The sequence below is a fragment of the Pseudoxanthomonas putridarboris genome, assembly GCF_038321125.1.
GTDB lineage: Bacteria > Pseudomonadota > Gammaproteobacteria > Xanthomonadales > Xanthomonadaceae > Pseudoxanthomonas_A > Pseudoxanthomonas_A putridarboris.
The window spans coordinates 278,903-301,952 of sequence record NZ_JBBWWT010000004.1; the positions used below are offsets into that span (position 1 = coordinate 278,903).

Genomic DNA, 23,050 nt, shown 5'->3' on the forward strand with positions numbered 1-23,050 from the left:
AGTTGTTAGGGGTGGGCTTCATAGAACGCCATCATCACGACGATAAGTTCCTGTTCGGGCGACAGGCCAGCCGCACCGTAACCCGGCTCTTTCCTAGCCCGGGCCACGGCCTCTTGCGCCAACTGCAGGAGGGTAGGATTCTCGAGAACTGCGCTCTCAAGGGCTGCGACCAGAAGCCGGTAGTCCTTTCGAAATGCAGTATCCAACGGACTTTGCATCCGGGAAAAATAGTCTGGGTAGGCCGCCCTCAGGTTCGCTCGTATGGCCAGCGATACTCCGTCTTTGTGAAGCTCTGCCAAGACATGATTCCAAGCGCCTGCTGCCGGAGCGACTAAGCTGGCGCTTTTCAGCATCAAGTCGAATTCTTGCCTGTCGATGCCCTTGACCTTGCAGACGTCCGCGATTGTTCCGGTCGGCCTCTTGGCCACCGTTCTTCGTCGCAACTCATCAAAAAGGCTTCGGTAGAACACCTTAGGGTTGATGTGGACGCCTTTGCCTCCCTGATCCAGGAAGTCAGTCACAAGACCTAGCGTCGCCTCGTTGTGCATCCCCAAAGGAATCTGAGCGATGGAAACCATCAACCCATCTTGAAGAATGTCACCGAAGTCTTCCCCTAGCTCATCTTTCAAACATGTCCGAACCGACTCCCATTCGTCAGGATTCAGGGCTTCGAACAGGCGCTGCCCAGATGCTTCGTTGGCGTGACTTGCTGTAGGCGTCTTAAAGCTATAGCCGCTGCCGTTATTGGTCACAAACTGGAACGTAACTTTTTGACCTTTGAGGTGCGCGGCCTTCGCACAGAGGCGTCCTAGGATAGATGGCAGTAAAGAGCCTTCTTTGCCCTTCTTACGATTAGTCAGCTTCTTTAAAGTCCATGCGTTCTTATCGCTGGTCTTGATCTGATAGAAGACCGCACTGGATGGTTGCTCCGGGCAATCGAGGACGGCGATGTCCTCATGCAGTTCGCAGAGCAGGACGTAGTTTCCGCCCCCCTGATGGAGGCTCAACAGCCGGGCCAGTGCCCAGTTCTTTTGATAGTCAAAGCGATCGGATGAGATCGCGCCGCCTTCCTCCGCCAAAGGCGCAGTGGCCATGAAATCCGCAATGGCGTTCGAACTCATTCCCTCGTCCCCACGCGCCAGAAGTCCTCAGCCTACGTCCCTTTGCGGATTAGAGTCAGGTTCGTGACCGGTGTCAACAAAAGGGAGGCGCAATGAACTTCCGTGTTTGCGCTGCGAGCCGCGCTCTAACGTTCTTCCGAACCTGCTATTTCCCGCAGCAGCTTCAGTGCTTCTTTCTGCTTGGCTGATGGCAACTTCGACACGAGCAAGATGACCTCTGCCAGCGTGTCGGAAGCCGCATAGAAATAGGCGACGGGAAGCCCTAAGGCTTCAGCCAATGCCTCCATCGTCCTCTCATCCGGCATCCGATCCCCGCGTTCGTATCTGGAAATACGCGGGGCAGCCGAGTTCTCGTCTTCCAAGCCCAGCACCGCCCCAAGCTCGGCTTGAGTTAACCCCCGTGCCTGACGAGCCTCGCGTAGGCGACGGCCCAAAGTGCGGGCAGGGGGAATTGGGGCTGGCACGGGGCAGAGATCGAACGGTTGCTGACTGAACCCGCAGTGTGACGGTTCCAAGTTTGTGCCGCATTTGCCATATTGGCAAACATCCGTCGACCAGACGGTCAACAGGGGTCTCTTATGAAGCACGCACGATCTGGAGCCTTCACGCTCCTTTCTTTGGCGCTGGCCGGTTCTCCTGCCCTCGCCCAAGACCAGCCCGCACAAAAGCCAGGCTTCTTCCGCCAGCTGGGTGACAGCCTGAAAGACGCTGGGGAACGGATGGTCGGGGCCAAGCCCCGCTCCGGCTCCCGCATCCAGGCAGGCCCGCTGTACACCCCCATCGATGGGGCCGGGCGCATCAATGGGCTCTACAAGAACGAGGACCACCAGGCCGCCCAAATGGGCCGCCTGGACTGGCCCCGGGTCGCGCTGACCTACAAGGAATGGGGCGCGTCGCTGCCCTGTTGGACCGTGGAAGCCCGGATCTGGACCAGCGCTACCGCGTCCACCACGGAAACCTTCCAAGCCTGTGCGGACGCCCCTCTGACCATCCGGGACGACCTCGGCGAGGAGGCCGAGCTCAACGACAACGCACGCGCCAAGGCCACCACAGATCTGATGGTCGGTCTGCGGGTGCGCCCTGGTAAGCCCAACACCGGCGATCAGCGAACCTCCGGCCCCAACCCGCCCCGCGAGCCCTTCAACTTCACCACGTCCCGCGATGGGGTGGCCGAGCAGGCCAGGAAGATCGCGCTCAGCGCCGCATGGATCTCGGGCTACTTGCGTGCGGAAGACCTCTATCCGGGCCCCTCCGGAATCCTGACGCCTTTCCGGGACACCCGCGTGTGGATTGGCGGGTTCGACTCCAACGGCAATCGCGACAAGTGACCGCCCTGCCCTCCCAACTCAACCAGGAAGAGACCATGACCATCTTTCGCAACCCCGCCATCGCCCTCTCTGCTGCTTTGGCGTTGACCGCCTGCGGTGGCAGCAAGCCCTCGGACGCCGACGCCCAGAAAGCCATCACGGCCACGTTCGAACGGGCGATGGGCAGTGCTGTCCAGGTGAGGGAATACCGGGATTTCGATCTGAGCGGCTGTCGGAAGTCGGAGACGGCCGACGGCGTGGTGTGCGACGTGGGCGGCTCCATCGTTTTGGACATCGCTGGGACGCCCCAGGTTCGGCCGTTTGTGGAACCGGTTCGGTTCTCGAAAGCGTCCGGCACCTGGACGGCGCACAGGCCCTGAGCACCCTATGACAACCACACGCTCATACGCGCACGTTGGCTGCGCGACGGTCCTGCTCGGCGGGGCCAGCCTGGTCTTCGCTGGCGGGGGCTTCGAGGCGATCCAGCAGGGATATTCCCTCGGCTGGCTCGCCGTCGCGGGGGCGCTCGGTCTGCTCTTGCTTCTCGGCTTCCTGTATTGGATCAGCTATCGCGCCTATCGGCGCCGGGACTGGATCGAACGACAGCCCTACTCCCACTTCGCGCAGCAGGGGCTAAAGCAGGGTGGGTTCTGGAAGGGCTTCTTCGTCTCCTGGGCCGTGGTCCTGGTCACCCACGTGATGGCCTTCCTCGGCATGGGACTTGCGCCAGCGCTTCCGTATCCCGAGCAAACCGGAGCGATCTTCAGTCTGGCGGTGTTGGCCTTGGTGCCGGCGCACGTGGTCGTGCCACTTATCGGTGGAACGATTTATAGCCTCATCCGAAACACATCCCTTCAACGCGGCACGTAGGCAGAGTGCACCTAGACTTGTTCATAGAGGGCGGCATCGAGCAAAGCAGCGCGCCGCTCCCACACTGAGGCCTCGATACCGTCTTGTGGTTTTCCCGACCGATACCAATCTGTTGCCCAAATCTTCTGAAGAAGCCCAGCATATTGCTTAACCGTGTCGACCCTCTTTCCACCGATCAGTCGCGCGAGCTGCGGTTTGCTGCCATTGTTGACGGAGACGAAAAGATCAGGCCGCTTGGCGGCAAGCAATCTACTAGCCACGCCGACACTAACGCCCTTCAAAGCAGTCAGCTGATTCAGGACATCCTCGACCAAGTTCGATGAAATCTCGCCGGCCACCGGAACCTTGTCCAGTGCGATCCCGATCTTCTCGGGGTGATCATTCACTATCTGCTTCGCAAACCCAGCGGCGCTCATATTTCCTATGAAGCCGCTTGACTCCCCCATTCCCATAAGAATGTGCCGATCCCGTTTGGGGATGTCAGCAAATCTTTCATGGCTCGCGAAGATCCGATCGGCCTCGTCCAACTCGTTGAAATAGGAAGGATGGTCCCCAAATACGCGAACCTTGTTGCCTGCAGCAAGAGGACGATTGTGCTGCGAGTTGATCAATGCGAAGTAGGCCTCCCACGACATATCAAGACTTGAGATCGATGAAATCTCAAGCTTGGCGCCAGGCACCACGATCTTGCGTCGCTTGGCTGCTTCCCATGCTTTCGCATACTCCGAAAGCCACTCGGGTGTCAGAGGCACGCCGAGACTCCAATGCTCCTCAATAAACTCTGCTATCTCTCGGAAATTCCCATCCCTCACCGACCCAGCAAGCAACACCGAGATCTCCGTGTTGGAGGTGTATGCAGCCCCGGTGAAGTTCGCTGAACCGACGATAGCCCGAGCGAACTCGCCCTTTCGTCCAACGATAACTTTGGGGTGGAAGGTTCCCTCCGAATTGATGACCAGCCGCAGGCGATCTGACCCAGCACTCAATAACTCCAGTGCGCGAGGCTCGGTCTGTGCGAACGCCGTGCCGATGACCGCGCGCCCGACCTTAGCGAGATCCATCGCTTTCCAGTGCCTTGCACGCTCCTGGTCGGACCCCGCCCACGCGAAAGCCATATCGACTCGATCCGCCCACTGAAAGAGCTTTTGAAGTTCGAGGAACAAGGAATCGGCATCCGCAATGACCTTTGCTTTCATCGACTATCGGGCTCCCCACCCACCATTCGGTTTTGACGTATTCTCTGGCATTCCATACCAATCAACCAGCGAAAACTGCCATGGAAGCATTCTCAAAGGTATCCCCCCGAAGCGTTCGCTACATAAAGCTTGGGGTCGGTGGGGAGTGGGAGAAACCGTGCATCGAACAGGGAACTCTTCGCTTCGGCACAGACAGCGGCAATCCGGAGACTATTCGATGGGCAGAAGGCGGTAAGTGGGATGAATTGGCAGCGTCCTGGCGCGCTGCGAAGTCACAGGGGACAGCCACTCGCTTCACAAACGAGACCCGACTCTATTTCGAGGCTGGACCCGAAGATCTCTGGGTAACGTTCGTCGGAGAGCGCTTTTACTGGGGCTTCCTCGAAGCAGGTAGTCCAGAGCCAGTTGAAGAAGACATGAGCTCGGTGCGCAGAATCAGGGATGGCTGGCTCTGCGTCGACCGTAATGGGAAACCCCTACTCAAGTCCAACCTCCCCGGGAGCATCACCAATCTAGCGGCTTACCGAGGCACCTCGTGCTCGGTGAAGGCCGCTGAGCACGTTGTCCGCCGCATAAACGCGGAACTGAGCAAGGAAGTCCAACGGGCCGAGCTTGGCCGAGCGGAGCTAATCGAAGCAATCATCCCGCTCATCCAACGACTCGGACCGAAAGATTTCGAAGTCCTCGTGGAGCTGGTTTTCGGCGCTAGCGGCTGGCGCCGCATCGACGCTACAGGCGGAACCAGGAAGCTCCTTGATCTAGATCTGGAGCTTCCGTCTACCGGAGAACGCGCGTTTGTCCAGGTCAAAGCCAGAACGACCCAAGCGGAGTTCAACAATTACGCTCAGGAAGGCAAGGACGGGGTCTTCAGTCGAATGTTCTACGTGTTTCATACCGGCTCAATCACCTCAGACGACGAAACGATCACCCTGATTGATGCCTCGAAGCTCGCTCGAATGACTCTCGATGCCGGACTGACCGACTGGGTCATCCGCAAGGCGGAGTAGCGGAGCACCGAGGACCCAGCGCTGGGCGCAACGACCTATTGCGCCCAACTGACACACTCTTAGCTCTAACTAGGGAGTGCGAGCCCGGCCACCCGCGGGCGCTAGTTACCCTGGAAACTTGGGGAACTTTTCACTGGGGTGCTTGGCTTTCCACTCCTTGTAGGCAGCGGTTCCCTCCCAAGCCGTAAAGGACCTCGGCGGACGACCGCGCCCACTCCAAGTCTCGTGGGTGTGGGGCAACCAATACTTCGGGGCTACCTCTTTGGTCCCTGCCTCCTTCTTGGCTTTTGCTGGGCTACTCGCACCCACGGCCGTCACGATCTCGGCCTTCTGCTTGGCACTGAAGTGCTGACCGTATTGGCCGAGCAAGTTCATGACCTCGGCGAAGGCATCGGTCGCTTGCTGTTGGCGGAGCTGAGCCTCCTGCTCTTCGAGCTTCCGGAGTTCTTCCTCCAGCTTGGCCTTGGCGGTGGCGATGGAATCCAGGGTCGGCTTACTCATGCGTTGCATTGACCTCTTTCAGAAGACGGACCTGATGGCCGGCAGCTCACGAGTTTAATTGAACCGGCCGCAAAGCGGCCTACCCAAGGCTTGGCTAGAATCAGCCCTAACGGGCCGGAGCGCCCAGCCGACTTGGGGTATCCCTTGCCAACCGTCTTCTTTTCCTACTCCCATGCCGACGAAGACCTGCGCGACCAGCTCGAGAAGCAGTTGGCCATGCTCAAGCGCCAGGGGGTGATTGAGACTTGGCACGATCGCCGTATCGGCGCGGGTCAGGAGCTCGGGCAGGTCATCGATGACCACATCAACACCGATGACATCATTCTGCTTTTGGTAAGCCCAGACTTCATCGCGTCGGATTACTGTTACGACATCGAGATGAAGCGGGCCATGGAGCGTCACGACGCTGGCGAAGCCATCGTGATTCCCGTCATCCTGCGGGCCTGCGATTGGCACCATGCGCCCTTCGGCAAGCTGCTCGGCACCCCCAAGGACGGAAAGCCTGTCACCCAGTGGCCGGACCGGGATGAGGCCCTCCTGCATGTCGCCAGAGCGGTCCGGAACGCCGCCGGACGTCTTTCAGGAAGCAAGGCTCCAGCCGCCATCGGACCTCCTCCCTCACAGGCAGCCATCACCGCAGGTGATGTCACCCCGTCGAGGCCCGGTCCCCGTTCGAGCAACCTGCGGTTGTCCAAGACCTTCACCCAACGGGACAAGGACCAATTCAAGGCCGACACGTTCGAATACATCGCGCGCTACTTTGAGAACTCCCTAGCGGAGCTCGAGGCTCGGAACCCTGGCTATCAGGGCACGTTCCGACGCGTGGATGCCAACCGTTTCTTTGCAACGATCTACAAGGACGGCAAAGACGTTGCGCGGGCGACGGTCTACCTGGGCGGCATGCTCAGCGGGATCAACTACCTCCAGGGCGAGACCACCAGCAGCAACTCATCCAATGAGTCCCTCTCAGTCGACGCCGACGACCAAATGCTCTTCCTGACCAGCATGGGCATGTCATCGTTCGGGCGCGAGCGGGAGCAGAAGTTGACCCAGGAGGGGGCGGCGGAGATCCTGTGGGGCTTGGTAATAGACCCACTTCAACAACGCCACAGCTGGTAGATGTAGCTTGCTCTCGACAAGCGAATCTACCGACAATAGGTAGCATTGGGCACCAACTCATTCTCGATCCCGGGCTGCGAGCATCGAAGCTGCCATATCGGGCAGGTCCCGAATTCTTATGACTCGGCAACGGGTTGCTGAGTCACCACCTTGCTCAACCCATACGCCATACACATACTCGTGATCTCAGACATCGACTTGCGGAACTCTTTGGCAATAAATATGGCTTGATCGTAAAAATCCTTGTCAATTCGAACCATCTTTTGCACCTTTTCTGCACCATCAAAACCTTCCAATAGCGCCGTGAGCTCCCCGAACACTCTGGCGGAAGATTCTTTATCCAGTCGCTTGTTCAAGTCGTGAACGCCTGACCGGAGCAGATTTCGATAGATCACAGAGGGCTTTTGTCCTCTCTCGGCAGCCAAGTTCTCCAAGGCCACCCACAAGCCAGACCTCGCATAGACACCCACGGTCCTGGCACGCTCCTTCGTCACAATCTTCTGCTTACTAGAACCAGACCTCACGAAGCTTTGCCGCCGCAGCTCTTCCTCAAAGTGGACAAAGACCCTAACTAGATTTACCTCCGATAGGCTTACTTCTCTGCCCGAAACGCCTTCAGCGGAAAAAAACGCTTTTCCGGGCCGGCTTTCTTTAACACGGATAGTTTTGGCAAGATGCGCCAAACGGTCTGCCCGAGCTCGCAGCTCGTCAGCTAGCGCATTCATGTTTAGGAATGTAGTCGACATAAAGCACTACCTCGGAGTTGGCGGGTGAGTTCATTGTATCAATATTGTATCACAAGTCAAGCTTTTTTGAATCAATAGCTTATGGAGCGCCACATGGAAGTAGCAATAAGGGAAGCCGTCGCCAAAGTGCTGACCGATCCCACTGCCCCAGATTGGATTGCCAAGATCGACCTGAACCCGGCGCTAGTTGGTGAGCATGTCTTGAAACAGCTCGAAGAAGTCACCAAAGCTCAGATACGAGAGGAAGCGGAGACTCATATAGCCCGAGGCTTGCTTCATCTAAAAAACGCTTTCGCCACCGATACGGAGATGCCCGACTCGCCCACGGACTTCGTGCCATTGCCGGCATGTAGGCCCGTTCATACCGCCCGTTTGACCGTTTTGGCGGTCAATGCTCTTCTAGGCCATGCTCCTGTGTCGTATGGTTCTGAGAATGATGGTCATCTCTTCGTCAATCTGGTGGCTATGCGCGGCGAAGGGCGTATAGCTGAAAAGTCCACGAAGAGTATGCGTGGACACACGGACGCTGTGAGTTTCCCATTTCCAGGCCAGCGCGATACCGCGTATCAAAGAATTGCACCCTCGCCCGATGTCGTTTGCCTTGTGGGCATGCGCAATCCCCAGAGCGTGCCCACGATGATTATAAATCTGGATGAGGCACTTGAACTTCTTAATGCGACAGACATCAGCGAGCTAGAGAAGCTCCAGTTCATTATCAAGTGCCAAGGAACATTTCGCGAAGGCACGGCGCGAGAGTTGGGCAAGGAGCACCAGATCGACGGCGTCAATGTTCTTGCTAACAGAGGCGGCGGAGTTTACTGGACCCGCTTTAGCCACAGCGGGGTAGCCCCATCCTTTTCGGCTCCCGATGCAGCTGAAAACGCTATCGCAAAGTTTGAGAAAGCCTGTTCGAAAGTGGCACAGCCGGTCATTATCGATGGCGGTGATGTTCTGATTATCGACAATAGGCGTATGCTGCATGGACGTTCTGAGGTTGGTAAGGAAGTGGGGGGCAGGGCTCGCTGGTTGTTGCGTAGCTATGGCCTGTCAGCAACCCACATACCAAATGATTCGTTTCACGATGGCAGTCTGTTCAAGTTGTGGCCTTGACACGATGTCAAAACTAATGAACAAACAGAACATCTGTCACATATCGCTATGTGGCTGGTCGTAGACGGCTAACCTGGCTCGCCCCCAAGAGGTCGTTCTTACCATGCAATGGTGTCGCAAGACAGCTTCTTTTTATCGCTAGCCTCTGCCCTGTAGGCTAGCTGCCATAGCGTTAAAGCCGCTACAATGGCGGGACACAAGACAGGACACATTCCTGGTTTGCGTCCTGTAGGAGAATCAAGGGCTTAGGATCGGGTTGACTCGATCCCCCTCTCTCCGCCAGATTCATGAATGCGTCGCAACGCGCATCAGTCCTATGGTGGCCCCGTCGGCCCCTCGCGACGCTAGGTTGAAAACCCCGCCAGGGCCGGAAGGCAGCAACGGTATCGACTGATGCGGGTGCCGAGGCCAGCCGGTGGGGCCACCGCCTTTCTGAGGCTATCCGGATTCCGTTTGGCTCTAGAAGCGGCCATTCACTATCGTCTGCCGTTGCGACGGCCTTGTTCATACCGAGTCGGCACTATCGCGGGACGCGCCGTTGCGGCGGCCTTGTTTTCACCGGGTCATGAATGAAATGTGGGAGCGACGTGAGTCGCGACGTCGGTGTTTCCGGTCGCGACTCATGTCGCTCCCACGGATGGAGTCGCGCGGCATCCGGGCATCGGCTGTTACTTGCCGGGCACGATCCCCAGCGCATCCGGTTCGCGGCCGGTCACCCAGTAGTCGACCACCTGCCAGCGATCGGTGTCGACCACCGCAATGCGGTCGCCGCCGCTGATCGCCACGTAGGCGCGTGGACGGTCCGCGGCCACGGCCACCCCGATCGGCAGCGCCGCATGGCCCAGCATCGTGGCCTGGTACTCCATGCCCTCGCGCGGCAACGACACGGTGGCCACCGGCAACTTGGTACGTGCGTCGAACACCGCCAGCGTGGCGTCGCGCGCATTGGTGACGAACGCACGCCGACCGTCCGCGTCGAACACCACCCGTATCGGGAACCCCTTGCTGCTCATGCGCCGCCGCACCGCCAGCGTCTTCGGGTCGTGCACGGTCACCGTGCCGTCCTCGCGGTTGGTCACCCAGATTTCGGCGCCGTCCGGACGCACGGCCACGCCTTCGGCGCCCTTCCCCGCCGGCCGTTCGTGCGTCTTCGCCCCGGTGGCCAGGTCGATGCGGCTGAGCGTGCCGGCGGCGATCTTGGTGACGTAGGCGAAACGCTCGTCCGGCGACAGCGCCACCATGTGGCCGGTGCCGCCGCCCACCTCGATGGCCTTTTCCACCTGCGCGGCCACGATGTCCACGACAAGCAGACTGGCCGACGCCTCGGTGGTCGCCACCACGCGGCGGCCGTCGGACAGGAAACGCAGGCCGTGCGGCGCGCTGTGCTGACCAAGGTCGATGTGCCGCGTGGGCTTGCCGTCGACCAGGTCGAGGACCGACAACGTGTTGCCGGATTGCATGCCACCGTAGTTGGCGACCACCGCGACGCGTCCATCCGGCGACACGGCGATCTCGTGCGGCGCCTCGCCGGTGCGGAATTCGCCGATGCGCCGGCCGTCCTTCAGCGACAGGCGCCAGACGGTATCGGCGGACTTGTTGCCCACCAGCAGCTCGGCCGCCTGCGCCGGAAGTCCCGTCCAGACCATCGACAACAGTAAGCCGCAAGCCAGCAGAACGGAGACACGACGCATCGGTTTCAGGACTCCTGGTATTGCGGGTGCAGCCAGTCCGCCCCGCCTTCACGGTAATGCTCGCGCTTCCAGATCGGTACGCGCCGCTTCGCTTCGTCGATGATATAGCGGCACGCGTCGAGCGCGGCGCCGCGATGGACGGCGCTGACGCCCACCCAGACCGCCAGGTCGCCGACGGCCAGCATGCCCACGCGGTGCACGCAGCATGCCGCCAGCAGGTCGAAGCGCTCGGAGGCTTCGATGACGATGCGTTCGCCTTCGCGCTCGGCCAGGGGTGCATACGCTTCGTAGTCCAGGCCGACCACTGCGCGGCCTGCCTGGTGGTCGCGCACCCAGCCCTCGAAGCTGGCATAGGCGCCCGCGCGCGGGTCCAGCAGTTGCGCACGCAACGCGCCGATGTCGAACGGGGCTTCGGCCAGGCGGAAATGCAGCATGTCAGCCTCCGCTCACCGGGGGAATGAACGCGATCTCGCTGCCGTCGCGCACCGCGTCGCGCCAGCGTGCGAATTCGCCATCCACCGCGACACGCAGATGCTCGACGGGCCAGGCAATACCGTGCCGCGCCTGCGCCTCGGCGTACACGCCCGCAAGATCGCTTGCGGCGGTCTGCGCGACTTCGCTCGGCATGCCGGCGGCCTCGCGGAGGCTGGCGAAATAGAGCAGCGTCACCGTGGCCATCACGTCGTCCCGAAGTCGTGCTTGCCGCCGCGCTTGCCCTTCAGCCTGGCCGGGCCGATGACGATGCGGTGCGACAGGGCCTTGCACATGTCGTAGACGGTCAACGCGGCGATGGTGGCGCCGGTGAGCGCTTCCATTTCCACGCCGGTGCGGTGGGTCGTGCGCACGCGGCACTCGATGGCCAAGGTGGCGTCGCCGTCCCAGTCGATGGAGATCCGGCAACCGTCGATCGGCAGCGGATGGCAGAACGGGATCAGCTCGTGCGTGCGCTTGACCGCCATCGTGCCGGCGATGACCGCCGTATCGACGATGCCGCCCTTGGCGCTGCGCAGGCCATCGCGGCGGAGCTGCCGCGCGACCTCGGCGGGGAATTTCACCCGGCAGCCGGCCACCGCCTCGCGCGGCGTCGCCACCTTGCCGGAAACATCCACCATGGCCGGGCGGCCGGCGGCATCGATATGGGTCAGTGTCTTGCGGGGCACGCTGGAGATTCCGTATGGGAGGCGGTCAGCCGCCGACAAGATACATCTCGACGTGCTTGCGCTGGCCGACCGCCGGCAGGCCGCGCAGTTCGCTGTAGCGGTCGGCACGACGCGACCACAACCCGGACACATGGTCCGCCAGCGCGTCCTCGCCCCGGGCCAGCACGGCGCGCAGGTCCGTGCCTTCGTCCGCGAACAGGCAGGTATACAGCCGCCCGTCCGCCGACACGCGGGCGCGATGGCAGTCGCCGCAGAACGGCTCGCTGACCGAACTGACGAAGCCGATCTCGCCGGCGCCGTCCTCGAACGCATAACGCGATGCCACCTCGCCGCGGTAGCCGGCTCCCAGCGCGCGCAACGGCCAGCGCGCGGCGATGCGGTCGCGCAACTCGGCCGAACTCACCGTCTGTTCGCGTCGCCAGCCGTTGCAGGTGCCCACGTCCATGTATTCGATGAAGCGCAGCACGTGGCCGGTGCCGCGGAAACGCTCGACCAGCGGCAGCACCTGGTCTTCGTTGACGCCGCGCTGGACCACGGTGTTGAACTTGATCCGCTCGAACCCGGCGGCGACCGCCGCCTCGATGCCCGCCAGCACGTCGCCGATGCGTCCACGACCGCCGGACATGGCGGAGAACACGTCCGCATCCAGCGCATCCAGGCTGATGGTGATGCGGCGCAGGCCGGCATCGCGCAGGGCCCGCGCCTGCGCGGCCAGCAGCGAGCCGTTGGTGGTCAGCGCCAGGTCTTCCAGCTGCGGGATCGCCGCCAGGCGCGCCACCAGTTCCGGCAGGCGCTTGCGCAACAGCGGCTCACCGCCGGTCAGGCGCAGCTTGCGCACGCCCAGGTGCACGAACGCGCGCGCCAGCGTCTCGATCTCGTCGAACGACATCCGCGCGTTCGAATCCATGCCGTGGCCGTCCGGGATGCGGTCGGCCGGCATGCAGTAGCCGCAGCGGAAATTGCAGGCGTCGATCACCGACAGCCGCAGGTCGTGCAGCGGCCGGCCATGCGCATCCCGTGGCGACGGCATGACAGCGCTCATGCGGTTTCCACCGCCTGCCGCCGCGGTTCGGCCAGCGGCAGGGCATCGCCGGGATGGGCCACGCGATGGCCGCGCGCGCGTAACGCATCGCCATCGGCCGCGCTGGCGTAGTGGTAGAGCACACAGCGCGACAGCAATGCCGATGGATATTCGCGCTCCAGGTCGTCGATGCCGCTGTGCGAGGGATTGCCGTGCAGCGCGCAATCGTGCGCGATCAGTTCATCGCCATCGGCGTAGCGCGCCAGCATCTCGGGGATCGGCCGCGTATCGCCGGTCCACACCACGCTGCCCGGCAGGCGCAGCCCGAATGCGGTATCCGGCCAATGATGGCGCACCGGGAACACTTCCAGCCGCACGCCGTCGTGCCAGAACGCACCGGCCACCGGCACCAGCTGGAACGCATCCCAGAAGTTCGTCCCGCCCTCGGCCAGCACGTTGGGGTATTCGCCCACGCGCTGGTGCAGCAGCGGCACCAGCGGCGCCGGCACGTACAGGCGCACGCGGCCCCGTCGCGCGTCGTCGAAGTAAGTGCCCACGAACAGGCGCTCGAAACCCGCCACATGGTCCAGGTGCGCGTGGGTGACGAACAGCGTATCCGGCAAGGCGTGGTAGTGGGACTGGAAGGCGGTCAGTCCCTCGCCGCCGCAGTCGATGGTCAGCCAGGGCCGGCCGTCGCGATCCAGCGTGGCCATCGCGGAACCGAGCTCGACCGCGCTGGCGCTGCCCACCCCGTGGAAGCGCAGTTGCCAGCCCATGTCAGTAGCCCCGCGACCAGGTGTGGTCGTAGGCCTTGCGCAATACGGCGAAATGGCGCTCCACCTCGTCCGTGCCGCGCTCGCCGCGCAGCTTCAGCAGGGAGCGCTTCAGGCGCGCCAGGTTCTCCTCGCGCCAAGCGGTGGCGGGAATGCGCAGGTTGCCGCGGTCGAAATCGATCAGCCAGCCATGGCCCTTGTCGTCGAACAGGATGTTGTGCGCGTTGAGGTCGGCATGGTCCAGGCCGGCGCGATGGAAGCGCGCGACCAGCCGGCCGGCGGATTCCCAGGGGGCGTGCGGGCCCTGCGACTGGGCCAGGTCGGCCAGCGGGCGCACGTCCAGCAACCGTTCCATCAGGATGGCGGCGCGGTAGAACATGCCATCGCGCAGGTAACTGGCCGCCACCGGCCTGGGCACCGGCAGGCCGCGCGCCAGCAACGCGCGCGTCAGGCGGAATTCGGCGAAACTGCGGGTGCGGTTCGGCCCGTGCCACAGGTAGCGGTCGCGGCTGAAGCGCGCCGCCAGCCCACCCCGGCGGTACACGCGCAACACGCACTGGCTGGAGGGCGCATCGATGAACCAGGCGCCGCCACGACCGCCGCTGTCCACCGGCCGTGCGCGATCGCCCCACTTTTCCGGCAGGAACCAGTCGGGATCCGCTTGCCGCAGGTGTTTGCGGTCGAACAGAATCGCACCGTATCCGCTGCCATCGCGGAACGGCGTCAGGGATTCCGAGGCGTCAAATCCGACCATCCAGCGAGTCTAACAATAGTTCTTCCATGATTCCCCAATCGCTCTGCCTGCTCCGACTCTCCGCCCTGGGCGACGTGACCCATGTCGTGCCCCTGGTCCGCACCCTGCAGCGCCACTGGCCGCAAACGCGCCTGCACTGGGTCGTCGACAAGGCCGGCCACAAGCTGCTGGAGGGATTGGAGGGCGTGGCCTTCCATACCTACGACAAGAAGTCCGGCATCGCCGGCATGCGCGCGCTGCGTGCGCAATTGCCGGCCGGAGGCTTCGATGCCCTACTGCAGATGCAGGTCGCGTTCCGCGCCAACCTGCTGTCGGCCTTCATCCCCGCGCGGCGGCGCATCGGCTACGACCGCAGCCGCTCCAAGGACCTGCATGGGCTCTTCGTCAACGAACGCATCCCCGACCGCCCCGGCATCCATGTGCTGGATGCGATGGGCAGCTTCTGCGAACCGCTGGGCCTGAAGCAGGACCAGGTGGCCTGGAATCTGCCCGTGCCGGCCGAAGCCCACGAATGGGCGCTGGCGCAATGGCCGGCGGACGACCAGCGCACGCTGGTCATCTCGCCCTGTTCCAGCCATGAGCGGCGCAACTGGTACGCCGACCGCTACGCCGCCGTGGCCGACCATGCCGCCGCACGCGGCTGGCGGGTGGTGCTGTGCGGCGGCCGCAGCGAGCTGGAGCGTCGCACCGCCGACGCGATCCTGGCCGCCATGCAGGCGCCGGCCCTGGACCTGGTGGGCAAGGACACGCTGAAGCAACTGCCCGCCCTGCTCGCCCGCGCCGACCTGGTGATGACGCCCGACTCCGGCCCCATGCACATCGCCAACGCGATGGGCGCGAAGGTGCTGGGCCTGCACGCGGCCAGCAATCCCGCGCGCAGCGGACCGTATTCCGACCGTCGATACTGCGTGGACCGTTACGACGACGCCGCACGCAAGTACAAGGGCAAGCCCGCTTCCGAGCTGAAGTGGGGCAGCAAGATCGAGCACGACGGCGTGATGGAACTGATCGCCGTCGAGGACGCGATCGCCGCCTTCGAGCGCTACCGTCAGGATCGTCCCGGCGCATGAAGGCACGCGCCGGCGGCCTGATGCTGTGGCTGTTCCTGGCCTCCGGTTTCGCCGGCCTGGTGTACCAGTCGCTGTGGTCGCACTACCTGGGCCTGGTGCTGGGCCATGCGGCGTACGCGCAGAGCCTGGTGCTGGCGATCTTCATGGGCGGCATGGCGCTGGGCGCGTGGGCGGCCAGCCGCGGCATGGCGCGATGGCGCCGGCTGCTGTGGATGTACGCCGTGGCCGAAGGATTGATCGGCCTGTTCGGGCTGGGCTTCCATCGCGTGTTCGAAGGCTATGCGCGGGCCTCGCAGCTCCACGTGCTGCCATGGCTGGGCGAAAGCCCGTGGGCGCATGCGTATCCCTGGCTCTCGTGCATCCTGTTGCTGTTGCCGGCATGCGTACTGCTGGGCGCGACCTTCCCCCTGCTCAGCGCCGGCTACCTGCGCGCGGCGCCAGACGATGCCGGGCGCGCGCTCGGCGGCCTGTACTTCAGCAACAGCCTGGGCGCCGCGCTGGGCGCGCTGGCGGCCACTTTCGCCCTGCTGCCCGCGCTGGGCATGCCCGGCACGCTGAAGGTCGCCGGCGCGCTGAACCTGGCGGTCGCGGCGGGCGCGTGGTGGCTCTCGCGGCGGCTCGGGGAATCCCCATCGAGCAGCGCGGACGAACGCGTCGCGCCGACGGAGACGTCCACCGCCACAGCCGCGAACGCCGGCGGCGGGATGGCGCCGTTCGCCCTGACCATGGTGGCGCTGCTGTCCAGCGCCTGCTCCTTCGTCTACGAAATCGGCTGGATCCGCCTGCTCAACCAGGCGCTCGGCACGACGCTGCACGCCTTCGAACTGATGCTGGCCGCCTTCCTGCTGGGCCTGGCCCTGGGCGGATGGTGGGTGCGCCGGCGCGCGGCGCGGCTGGCCGATCCGCTGCGCACGGCCGGGCTGGCGCAGGTGGCGATGGGCGTGGCGGCGCTGCTGTCGGTGGTGGCGTTCGCGCAGTCGTTCCGCTGGGTCGGCGCGCTGATGGGCGCGCTGGCCCGCAATGACGGCGGCTATGCGCTGTTCGCGCTGGGCAGCGCGGGCATCGCACTGCTGGTGATGCTGCCCGCGACGTTCTTCGCCGGCATGACCCTGCCGCTGTTCACGCTGGCGTGGCTGCGCGCCGGTCGCGGCGAAGCGGGCATCGGCCGGCTCTATGCCGCCAATACGGTGGGCGCCATCGTCGGCGTGATGCTGATGTTGCACCTGCTGATCCCGGCCATCGGCGTGCGCTGGGGCCTGATGCTCGCCGCCCTGGGCGACGTGCTGCTGGGTTTCTGGTTGCTGGCGCGCAGCGAACGCGAGGCATCCCCGCGCCATGTGGCCGTCGCCGCGACGGCGGCGGCCGCGGCGCTGCTGCTCGGCGTGCTGGTCGGCCGTCCGGATCCGCGCGAGCAGGCCGGCGGCGTGTTCCGCACGGGCACGGCACGGCTGGACGAAAGCAACGAAGTGGTCTTCCTGCGCGACGGCAAGACCGCGACCGTCAGCGTGGTGCGCTCGGCGCACCATCGTTCCGCCGCACTGGCCACCAACGGCAAGTCCGACGCGGCGATGACGCTGGACATGCTGACGCCGCCCACCGGCGACGAGTTGACGATGGTCGCCCTGGGCGCGCTGCCGCTGGCCGTGCATCCATCACCGCGCACGGTGGGCGTGATCGGCTGGGGCTCGGGCCTGACCACGCACACGCTGCTGGGCAGTCCGGTGGTGGAGCGGGTGGAGACCGTGGAGATCGAGCCCGCCATCCATGCCGCCGCCCGCCGCTTCGGCGCGCGCGTGGCGCGGGCCTACGACGACCCGCGCTCCAGCGTGCACTTCGACGATGCCCGCCGCTTCTTCGCCGGCAGCCAGCGCCGCTACGACGTGATCGTGTCCGAACCGTCCAACCCGTGGGTCAGCGGCGTGGCCAACCTGTTCACCCGCGAGTTCTACGCCTTCCTGCGCGGGCGCCTGGCCGAGGACGGCGTGCTGGTGCAGTGGATGCAGACCTACGAGATCGACGACGCCCTGCTGGCCAGCATGCTGGCCGCATTGCAGTCGGAGTTCCCCGAGGTGGACCTGTACCTGTCGCACGACGTGGACCTGATCGTCGTCGCGCATGCGGGCCGGCGCCACGATCCGGATGCCCGGCGCTGGGATCATCCCGCGCTGCGCGAAGAACTGGCGCGGGTGGGGCTGCACGGCGCCGACGCGCTGGCGCTGCGCCACATCGGCGACGGCCGGGTGGCGGCGCTGTTCACCCGGGCGATGGCCGCGCCCGCGCACAGCGACTACACCCAGCACGTGGCGCTGCGCGCGCCGGCCACCCGCTTCCGCCGCGATTTCTCGCAGACTCTGCAGCAGTTGGCCGACAACGGCCTGCCGGTGCTCGACCTGTTGACGGGACGGTCGCCCGTGCCAGCGGACGCGGTCGTCAAGGCGCTGCCGGAACACCGCTTCACGCTGGGCCATCGCCACGCCGGCCTGGCGGCCGCGCTGCTGCGCGGGGAATACGTCCACCCTATCGAGCGCGCGACGCTGCCCGTGGCACTGGGCATGGCGGTGGAGACGCTGCGCGGCCTGTCGGCAGACGCGCCGCAGGACGAAGCGCTGTGGATGGAAGCCGCCGCGCAGGTCGCCGAGGCCACGCTGGGTTGGCTGCCCGCCGCGGACCTGCAGGGCGTGTGGATCGCACCGGCCTGGTGGCAGGGAGACGAGGCGCCACCCGCGCTGGAGCAGGTCATGGCCCTCTACCGGGCGGCGGCGCGCCGTGACCCCGCCGCCATGCGGCAGGCCGGCGAAGCGGTGCTGCGGTCGCCGGCGGGCATCACGCCCCGCGTGCGCGAACATGCGCTGGTGATCGCGCAGCTCGGCGCCATCGGCATGCGCGATTTCGCCGCGGTGGAGCGGCTGCACCGCGACCATGGCGACCAGGTCGCGCAACAGGAACGTTTCCGCATGGCACGCCACCTGATCCGTGTGTGGGCGATGGGCGAAGGACGTTTCGGGCCCGCCGCGGTGGCGCCAGGGGACGACCGGCGTCAGGGCGCCGCGCCGGTCCCGTAATCCTGGTACGACTTCTCCTCGACGTAGCTCGAGCCGAGCGCGAGGTTGATCTCCTTCTTGATCCGCGCGCGGGCGTCGTTCTCGAAGTAGACGCTGCGGGCGAGGCGCACGAACTCGTCGTCGAACTGCTGCGCCTTCTCCTTGATGCGGATGTCGTCCTCGATCACCCACAGGCGCTCGTTGACCGCCTTCAACTGGGCGCGCAACGTGGCGATGTCGTGGCCCGCGGCCGGATGCGCCAGCCACGTCTTCTCCAGCGCCGACAGTTCGTTGCGCACGTTGGCCAGCTTGGCCTCATCGGTCATGCGCTCGGACTTGATCTGCAGGATGGCGATCTTGTCGAGCAGTTCGCCGAAGGAAACGGGGACGAGGATTTCGGACATGGGAAGCTTCCTGCGCAAAGAAGCGCATTGTAGGCGCAGGGTGCGCCCTGGCGCACCGCAGGCGCACCCGATTCGTCATCGTCCCGTGAACGCGGACGGTCGGGGCATACCCACGGCAGTTCGCTTCGAGGATGGTCGTCGGGAGACTGCCGATGGCGATGGTGCGCCAGGGCGCACCCTACGCACATCCATGTGCCTCGCCCCTCCGGGGTGGCTTCGCCGTGCAGGACGGCAATCCTGCCATCCTGTCGAACCTGGTGTTCTCTCAAGCTCCTCCCTCTCCGCCAGATACGCAAAAGCCCTTTTGCGGCACGCGGCGCGGGAACGTCCCTGGGGGGATTCACTCGGCACATCCATGTGCCTCGCCCCTCCGGGGCGGCTTCGCCGTGCAGGACGGCAATCCTGCCGTCCTGTCGAACCTGGTGTTCTCTCAAGCTCCCCCCTCTCCGCCAGATACGCAAAAGCCCCCTTGCGGGGGCCCTTGCGTATCTGGCGGAGAGGGGGGGATTCGAACCCCCGAGGCGCTATAAACGCCTGCCTGATTTCGAGTCAGGTACATTCAACCGCTCTGCCACCTCTCCGTGCGGTCCCCGGTGCGGCCGGGGGCGTGAATGATACGGGTCGGGCCGCATCGGGACAAGCCGACGATGCCGGTTCCGTGCAATCCGACGGCTTTTCCGCGCCCCCATGAACCTGCCCCGCCCGCGCGCGCGCCATGGTGCTTGTCGCATGTCCTGTCCACCCGGATCATTGCGTATGAACAGTTAGGCAAAATGCCATCCCGACCTCACAAGGCACCATGATCGAATTCGGCCACATCACCCACGTCGGCCTCAGGCGCGAGCTGAACGAGGATACCTACTACGGCGACAGCGAACTGGGGCTATGGCTGGTGGCCGATGGGATGGGCGGGCATGCCTGCGGCGAAGTGGCCAGTGCGCTGGCGCGCGAAACCATCGTGCGCGAGATCCGCGACGGCACGCCGCTGGCCCAGGCCATCCGGATAGCCGACGAAGAAATCATCCGCACCTCGCGCCGGCGCAACGACACCCTGCCCATGGGCACCACCGTGGTGGCCGCGCGCATCCAGGGCAACCGCTTCGAGGTGGCCTGGGTCGGCGACAGCCGCGCCTACCTGTGGCGAGAGGGCAACCTGGCCCAGCTCAGCCAGGACCACAGCTATGTGCAGGAACTGATCGCCCAAGGCGCGCTGACCGCCGAGCAGGCGCGCTCGCATCCGCACCGCAACGTGGTCACCCAGGCGCTGGGCGTCACCGACCCCAACCACCTGAACGTGGAAACCATGACCGGCGAGCTGAAGCCCGGCATGCAACTGCTGTTGTGCAGCGACGGCCTGACCGAGGAAGTGGACGACGGCAGCATCGCCAACACCCTGCGCCACGACGACTGCAGCGCGCAGGAATGCGTGGATACCCTGGTCGCCGCCGCGCTGGACGGCGGCGGCTCGGACAACGTCACCGCGATCCTGGTCCGCTGCCACTGACCACTCCCTCGTTGTAGGAGCGGCTTTAGCCGCGACCGTGAAACAGGAAGCCATCGGCCACGGATTGACGCGGATAAGCACGGATGAAGCTTTTTTTGCTCCATCTCATCCGCGTGATCCGTGCAGATCCGTGGCCAATGCTCGTTCTGTTCTTGCGGTCGCGGCTAAAGCCGCTCCTACAGGGGGAAAAGATCGAACGATCAGGCGCCTTCCAGCACTGGCGGGTCCCACAGGCAGCGCCCGCCGGCCTTCTTGCGAAGTTTCTCCAGGCGCGCCTCGTGCGCGGCCATCTCGTCCACGGTCGGGCGCACGCGGGGGCGTTCGCCCGACGCCGGGACGGCGAACACCGGCATCGCCACGGATTGGGACGGCGTTCCCGGCTCGTCCCCGCCGAATCCGATCTCACGCTGGCCGGCGGTCAGGTTGAGGTACACGTCGCACAGCAACTGGGCGTCGAGCAGTGCGCCGTGCAACTGGCGGTGCGTGTTGTCCACGCCCAGGCGCTTGCACAGCGCGTCCAGCGAGTTGCGCTGCCCCGGGAAGCGCTGGCGCGCCAGCAGCAGGGAATCCTCCACGGTCACGCGGTCGGCCAGGCGGCCGTAGTGCTCGCCCAGCCGCGAAAGTTCGTAGTCCAGGAAGCCGACGTCGAACGCGGCGTTGTGGATCACCAGTTCGGCGCCCTCGATGAAGGCCAGGAACTCGTCGGCGATGTCGGCGAACAGCGGCTTGTCGGCCAGGAACTCCAGGCTCAGGCCGGTGACTTCGGCCGCGCCCTGCTCGAACTCGCGCTGCGGGTTGATGTACTGGTGGTAGGTGCGGCCGGTGGGCCGGCGCTCCAGCAATTCGACGCAGCCGATTTCCACGACGCGGTTGCCCTTCTTCCATTCCAGGCCGGTGGTTTCGGTATCGAGGATGATCTGGCGCATCAGGACTGGGCTTCCACGGAACGGATGGGATAACGGAACAACTTCACCTCGCGCTCGACGCCGGGCAGTTGGGTCATTCTCTCAAAGGCGAATCTCAGCTTCTGCAGCAGGCTGATCGAGGCGGCGTTGTCGGGATTGACGATGGCGAACACCTGGTCCAGACCCAGTCGGTCGCGGGCATCCTTCAGCACGCCGCGAGCGGCTTCCAGCGCATAGCCCTGGCCGCAGAATTCGGGAAGCAGGGCATAGCCCAGGTCCGGGCCTTCCAGTCCCTCGCGGCGCACCAGTCCGCAGTTGCCCGCAAGCGCACCGGTGGCCTTCACCTGCACGGCGTACATCGCGTAGCCCTGTTCGGCATAGCCGCGCAGCGCGCCGTTGCGCAGGTACCCGCGCGCCTCTTCCAGCGTGCGGACGCCGCGATCGGCGATGTGGCGGATGAAGCCGGGATCGTTCAGCAGCCGCAGCATCATCGCCGCGTCCTGGTCGGAGGCATCCGACATGGCGAGCAGGCGCAGGCGTCCGGTTTCCACCACCGTCTGGCCGGGCGCCAGCGCGATGCTCACGCGACGGCCCCGTTGCGGAACCGGATCGCCTCGTTGCGCGCCAGCACATCGACGCGCTCGTTGTCGGGATCGCCGGCATGGCCCTTGACCCATTTCCACTCGATCCTGTGCCGGGCGGCGGCCGCATGCAGCCGTTCCCACAGGTCGCGGTTCTTCACCGGGTCGCCGCCGGCGGTCTTCCAGCCGCGCCGCACCCAGTTGGGCATCCATTCGGTGATGCCCTGGCGGACATACTGCGAATCGATGTGCAGGGTGACCTGGCAGGGCTCGGTCAATGCCTCCAGCGCCGCGATGGCGCCCATCAGCTCCATCCGGTTGTTGGTGGTCTGGGCTTCGCCGCCGGTCAGTTCGCGCTCCTTGGCCTGGTAGCGGAGCAGCGCGGCCCAGCCGCCCGGGCCGGGATTGCCCAAGCAGGAGCCATCGGTGTGGATGCTGATGTGCTTCATGGAGTCCTTGAGGGGTGGATCAGGCTGGCGCCGCGGCGCGCCAGGTACGCGCGGTAGCCGGTGCCGGGGGGATCAGGCCGGCCACCCGTTTCTCGGCCTGCAGCACGCACACGGCGCGCAGTTGCGGCGGCCAGCGGCTGGCCTGCGGCCGCGCGGTCCGCCACACCGGTCCCAGGTAGCGGGCATCCCCCAGCGGCTGCAATCCCACTTCGCGCAGGCGCAGGCGCCAGCCGGTCGCGTCCAGGGGTTGCAGGCCCGCCCGGCGCCAGCGCAGGCGGTAGGGACTGAACGGGTTCACGGTGAACAGCCAGAGGCGTCCACCGGGCTCCAGCACGCGGGCGCATTCTTCCAGCAGGTCGTCGCCCTGCCCCGCATCCAGCAGGTGCTGCACCACGATGCTGCCGATGGCCTCGGTGGGAAGGGGCAGCGGCAGACCGCAGCGGACGCTGCCGGTGAGCGATGGCGCGGCGCCCGTCGCGTGCAGGCGCAACCCGCGGGGCAGCGGGGTCATGGGCGTCGATTCGCCCGCGGCGGCGGACAGCCACAACCAGGGTTGCGGGGCGCGGCTGGCCAGGGCCTGCGCGATGAGGGCCTGTTCAGCCTCCAGCAGGGGCGCGCCCCGTTTGGTCCCGAACCACGGCAGGGCATCGGGTTGACGGGTGAACGCGAAGGCAGGCATGTTCGGGATTGTAGAGGACGCCACCCCCGCGCGTCCGTCCC

General features: G+C 64.8%; 26 protein-coding genes, 1 tRNA gene and 1 other RNA gene. 10 read left to right on the forward strand and 18 right to left on the reverse strand.

Going from position 1 to position 23,050, the window contains the following annotated elements; genetic code table 11:
- Positions 1-5: 5 nt before the first annotated feature.
- Complete coding sequence (locus tag AAD027_RS11170; protein WP_341726105.1) at positions 6-1,121, reverse strand: dsDNA nuclease domain-containing protein; 1,116 nt, start codon at positions 1,119-1,121, stop codon at positions 6-8.
- 125 nt (positions 1,122-1,246) lie between these two features.
- Positions 1,247-1,708, reverse strand: coding sequence for a helix-turn-helix domain-containing protein (locus AAD027_RS11175; RefSeq protein WP_425605439.1), 462 nt, complete (start codon positions 1,706-1,708; stop codon positions 1,247-1,249).
- On the opposite strand from AAD027_RS11175, the gene AAD027_RS11180 reads away from it, so the two are divergent.
- The 3 genes from AAD027_RS11180 to AAD027_RS11190 are packed head-to-tail and all read left to right on the forward strand — an operon-like array spanning position 1,700 to position 3,298.
- The gene (locus AAD027_RS11180) at positions 1,700-2,449 is read left to right on the forward strand and encodes a hypothetical protein (protein ID WP_341726106.1); all 750 of its coding nucleotides are present in this window, start codon (positions 1,700-1,702) and stop codon (positions 2,447-2,449) included. The genes AAD027_RS11175 and AAD027_RS11180 overlap by 9 nt on opposite strands.
- Before the next feature lie 35 nt (positions 2,450-2,484).
- Positions 2,485-2,808 carry a hypothetical protein gene (locus AAD027_RS11185; protein WP_341726107.1) on the forward strand — a complete coding sequence of 108 codons (324 nt, stop codon included), beginning with the start codon at positions 2,485-2,487 and terminating at the stop codon, positions 2,806-2,808.
- Positions 2,809-2,815: 7 nt separating this feature from the next.
- On the forward strand, positions 2,816-3,298 hold the full coding sequence (locus AAD027_RS11190) for a hypothetical protein (RefSeq protein WP_341726108.1): 483 nt from the start codon (positions 2,816-2,818) through the stop codon (positions 3,296-3,298).
- A gap of 11 nt (positions 3,299-3,309) precedes the next feature.
- Here AAD027_RS11190 and AAD027_RS11195 read toward each other — a convergent pair whose 3' ends face one another.
- Positions 3,310-4,494 carry a phospholipase D family protein gene (locus tag AAD027_RS11195; protein ID WP_341726109.1) on the reverse strand — a complete coding sequence of 395 codons (1,185 nt, stop codon included), beginning with the start codon at positions 4,492-4,494 and terminating at the stop codon, positions 3,310-3,312.
- 80 nt (positions 4,495-4,574) lie between these two features.
- Here AAD027_RS11195 and AAD027_RS11200 point away from each other — a divergent pair, with 80 nt between their 5' ends.
- Positions 4,575-5,501, forward strand: coding sequence for a hypothetical protein (locus AAD027_RS11200; RefSeq protein ID WP_341726110.1), 927 nt, complete (start codon positions 4,575-4,577; stop codon positions 5,499-5,501).
- A gap of 105 nt (positions 5,502-5,606) precedes the next feature.
- On the opposite strand, the gene AAD027_RS11205 is transcribed toward AAD027_RS11200, so the two are convergent.
- The gene (locus AAD027_RS11205; RefSeq protein ID WP_341726111.1) at positions 5,607-6,002 is read right to left on the reverse strand and encodes an H-NS histone family protein; all 396 of its coding nucleotides are present in this window, start codon (positions 6,000-6,002) and stop codon (positions 5,607-5,609) included.
- Between the two features lie 144 nt (positions 6,003-6,146).
- Here AAD027_RS11205 and AAD027_RS11210 point away from each other — a divergent pair, with 144 nt between their 5' ends.
- A complete protein-coding gene (locus AAD027_RS11210; RefSeq protein ID WP_341726112.1) occupies positions 6,147-7,121 on the forward strand; it encodes a TIR domain-containing protein in 975 nt (324 codons plus the stop codon).
- A 116-nt stretch (positions 7,122-7,237) separates the two neighbouring features.
- Here the strand turns inward: AAD027_RS11210 and AAD027_RS11215 are convergent, their stop codons facing one another.
- Positions 7,238-7,846: a hypothetical protein gene (locus tag AAD027_RS11215; protein ID WP_341726113.1), complete on the reverse strand. Its 609-nt coding sequence runs from the start codon at positions 7,844-7,846 to the stop codon at positions 7,238-7,240.
- Positions 7,847-7,960: 114 nt separating this feature from the next.
- Here AAD027_RS11215 and AAD027_RS11220 point away from each other — a divergent pair, with 114 nt between their 5' ends.
- Both AAD027_RS11220 and ffs read left to right on the forward strand, forming a co-directional pair.
- Positions 7,961-8,977 carry a TauD/TfdA family dioxygenase gene (locus tag AAD027_RS11220; protein ID WP_341726114.1) on the forward strand — a complete coding sequence of 339 codons (1,017 nt, stop codon included), beginning with the start codon at positions 7,961-7,963 and terminating at the stop codon, positions 8,975-8,977.
- 325 nt (positions 8,978-9,302) lie between these two features.
- An RNA gene (ffs, locus tag AAD027_RS11225) (signal recognition particle sRNA small type) lies at positions 9,303-9,399 on the forward strand.
- A gap of 246 nt (positions 9,400-9,645) precedes the next feature.
- Here the strand turns inward: ffs and AAD027_RS11230 are convergent.
- The 7 genes from AAD027_RS11230 to AAD027_RS11260 form a co-directional block, all read right to left on the reverse strand.
- Positions 9,646-10,668, reverse strand: a complete 1,023-nt coding sequence (locus AAD027_RS11230) for a YncE family protein (RefSeq protein WP_341726115.1) — start codon at positions 10,666-10,668, stop codon at positions 9,646-9,648.
- A 5-nt stretch (positions 10,669-10,673) separates the two neighbouring features.
- Entirely contained in the window at positions 10,674-11,102 is a 429-nt protein-coding gene (locus AAD027_RS11235) for a molybdenum cofactor biosynthesis protein MoaE (RefSeq protein WP_341726116.1), read from the reverse strand.
- Between the two features lies 1 nt (position 11,103).
- A complete protein-coding gene (locus AAD027_RS11240; RefSeq protein ID WP_341726117.1) occupies positions 11,104-11,349 on the reverse strand; it encodes a MoaD/ThiS family protein in 246 nt (81 codons plus the stop codon).
- Entirely contained in the window at positions 11,346-11,780 is a 435-nt protein-coding gene (gene moaC / locus AAD027_RS11245) for a cyclic pyranopterin monophosphate synthase MoaC (RefSeq protein WP_341726197.1), read from the reverse strand. Before moaC ends, AAD027_RS11240 begins: the two co-directional genes overlap by 4 nt.
- A 73-nt stretch (positions 11,781-11,853) precedes the next feature.
- Positions 11,854-12,870 (reverse strand): GTP 3',8-cyclase MoaA, encoded by a 1,017-nt coding sequence (moaA, locus tag AAD027_RS11250; RefSeq protein WP_341726118.1) that lies wholly within the window; start codon positions 12,868-12,870, stop codon positions 11,854-11,856.
- Positions 12,867-13,625: an MBL fold metallo-hydrolase gene (locus AAD027_RS11255; RefSeq protein WP_341726119.1), complete on the reverse strand. Its 759-nt coding sequence runs from the start codon at positions 13,623-13,625 to the stop codon at positions 12,867-12,869. Before AAD027_RS11255 ends, moaA begins: the two co-directional genes overlap by 4 nt.
- A gap of 1 nt (position 13,626) precedes the next feature.
- Positions 13,627-14,376, reverse strand: a complete 750-nt coding sequence (locus AAD027_RS11260) for a 3-deoxy-D-manno-octulosonic acid kinase (protein ID WP_341726120.1) — start codon at positions 14,374-14,376, stop codon at positions 13,627-13,629.
- A gap of 26 nt (positions 14,377-14,402) precedes the next feature.
- On the opposite strand from AAD027_RS11260, the gene AAD027_RS11265 reads away from it, so the two are divergent.
- Together AAD027_RS11265 and AAD027_RS11270 are read left to right on the forward strand one after the other, a co-directional pair.
- Positions 14,403-15,446 carry a glycosyltransferase family 9 protein gene (locus tag AAD027_RS11265; RefSeq protein WP_341726121.1) on the forward strand — a complete coding sequence of 348 codons (1,044 nt, stop codon included), beginning with the start codon at positions 14,403-14,405 and terminating at the stop codon, positions 15,444-15,446.
- Positions 15,443-18,508, forward strand: a complete 3,066-nt coding sequence (locus AAD027_RS11270; RefSeq protein ID WP_341726122.1) for a fused MFS/spermidine synthase — start codon at positions 15,443-15,445, stop codon at positions 18,506-18,508. The genes AAD027_RS11265 and AAD027_RS11270 overlap by 4 nt, the downstream gene beginning before the upstream one ends.
- Here the strand turns inward: AAD027_RS11270 and AAD027_RS11275 are convergent.
- Both AAD027_RS11275 and AAD027_RS11280 read right to left on the reverse strand, forming a co-directional pair.
- A complete protein-coding gene (locus tag AAD027_RS11275) occupies positions 18,484-18,891 on the reverse strand; it encodes a DUF6165 family protein (protein WP_341726123.1) in 408 nt (135 codons plus the stop codon). The two genes, AAD027_RS11270 and AAD027_RS11275, sit on opposite strands and share 25 nt — an antisense overlap.
- A gap of 490 nt (positions 18,892-19,381) precedes the next feature.
- Positions 19,382-19,472: transfer RNA gene (locus AAD027_RS11280), tRNA-Ser, on the reverse strand.
- 218 nt (positions 19,473-19,690) lie between these two features.
- Here AAD027_RS11280 and AAD027_RS11285 point away from each other — a divergent pair.
- Positions 19,691-20,395: a PP2C family protein-serine/threonine phosphatase gene (locus tag AAD027_RS11285; protein WP_341726124.1), complete on the forward strand. Its 705-nt coding sequence runs from the start codon at positions 19,691-19,693 to the stop codon at positions 20,393-20,395.
- Positions 20,396-20,595: 200 nt separating this feature from the next.
- Here the strand turns inward: AAD027_RS11285 and dnaQ are convergent, their stop codons facing one another.
- Genes dnaQ through AAD027_RS11305 form a run of 4 tightly spaced genes read right to left on the reverse strand, consistent with a single transcriptional unit; the run spans position 20,596 to position 23,009 of the window.
- Positions 20,596-21,321, reverse strand: coding sequence for a DNA polymerase III subunit epsilon (gene dnaQ / locus AAD027_RS11290; RefSeq protein ID WP_341726125.1), 726 nt, complete (start codon positions 21,319-21,321; stop codon positions 20,596-20,598).
- On the reverse strand, positions 21,321-21,884 hold the full coding sequence (locus tag AAD027_RS11295) for a GNAT family N-acetyltransferase (protein ID WP_341726126.1): 564 nt from the start codon (positions 21,882-21,884) through the stop codon (positions 21,321-21,323). The genes dnaQ and AAD027_RS11295 overlap by 1 nt, the downstream gene beginning before the upstream one ends.
- Complete coding sequence (gene rnhA / locus AAD027_RS11300) at positions 21,881-22,330, reverse strand: ribonuclease HI (protein ID WP_341726127.1); 450 nt, start codon at positions 22,328-22,330, stop codon at positions 21,881-21,883. Before rnhA ends, AAD027_RS11295 begins: the two co-directional genes overlap by 4 nt.
- A gap of 19 nt (positions 22,331-22,349) precedes the next feature.
- Positions 22,350-23,009 (reverse strand): class I SAM-dependent methyltransferase, encoded by a 660-nt coding sequence (locus AAD027_RS11305; RefSeq protein WP_341726128.1) that lies wholly within the window; start codon positions 23,007-23,009, stop codon positions 22,350-22,352.
- Positions 23,010-23,050 lie beyond the last annotated feature (41 nt).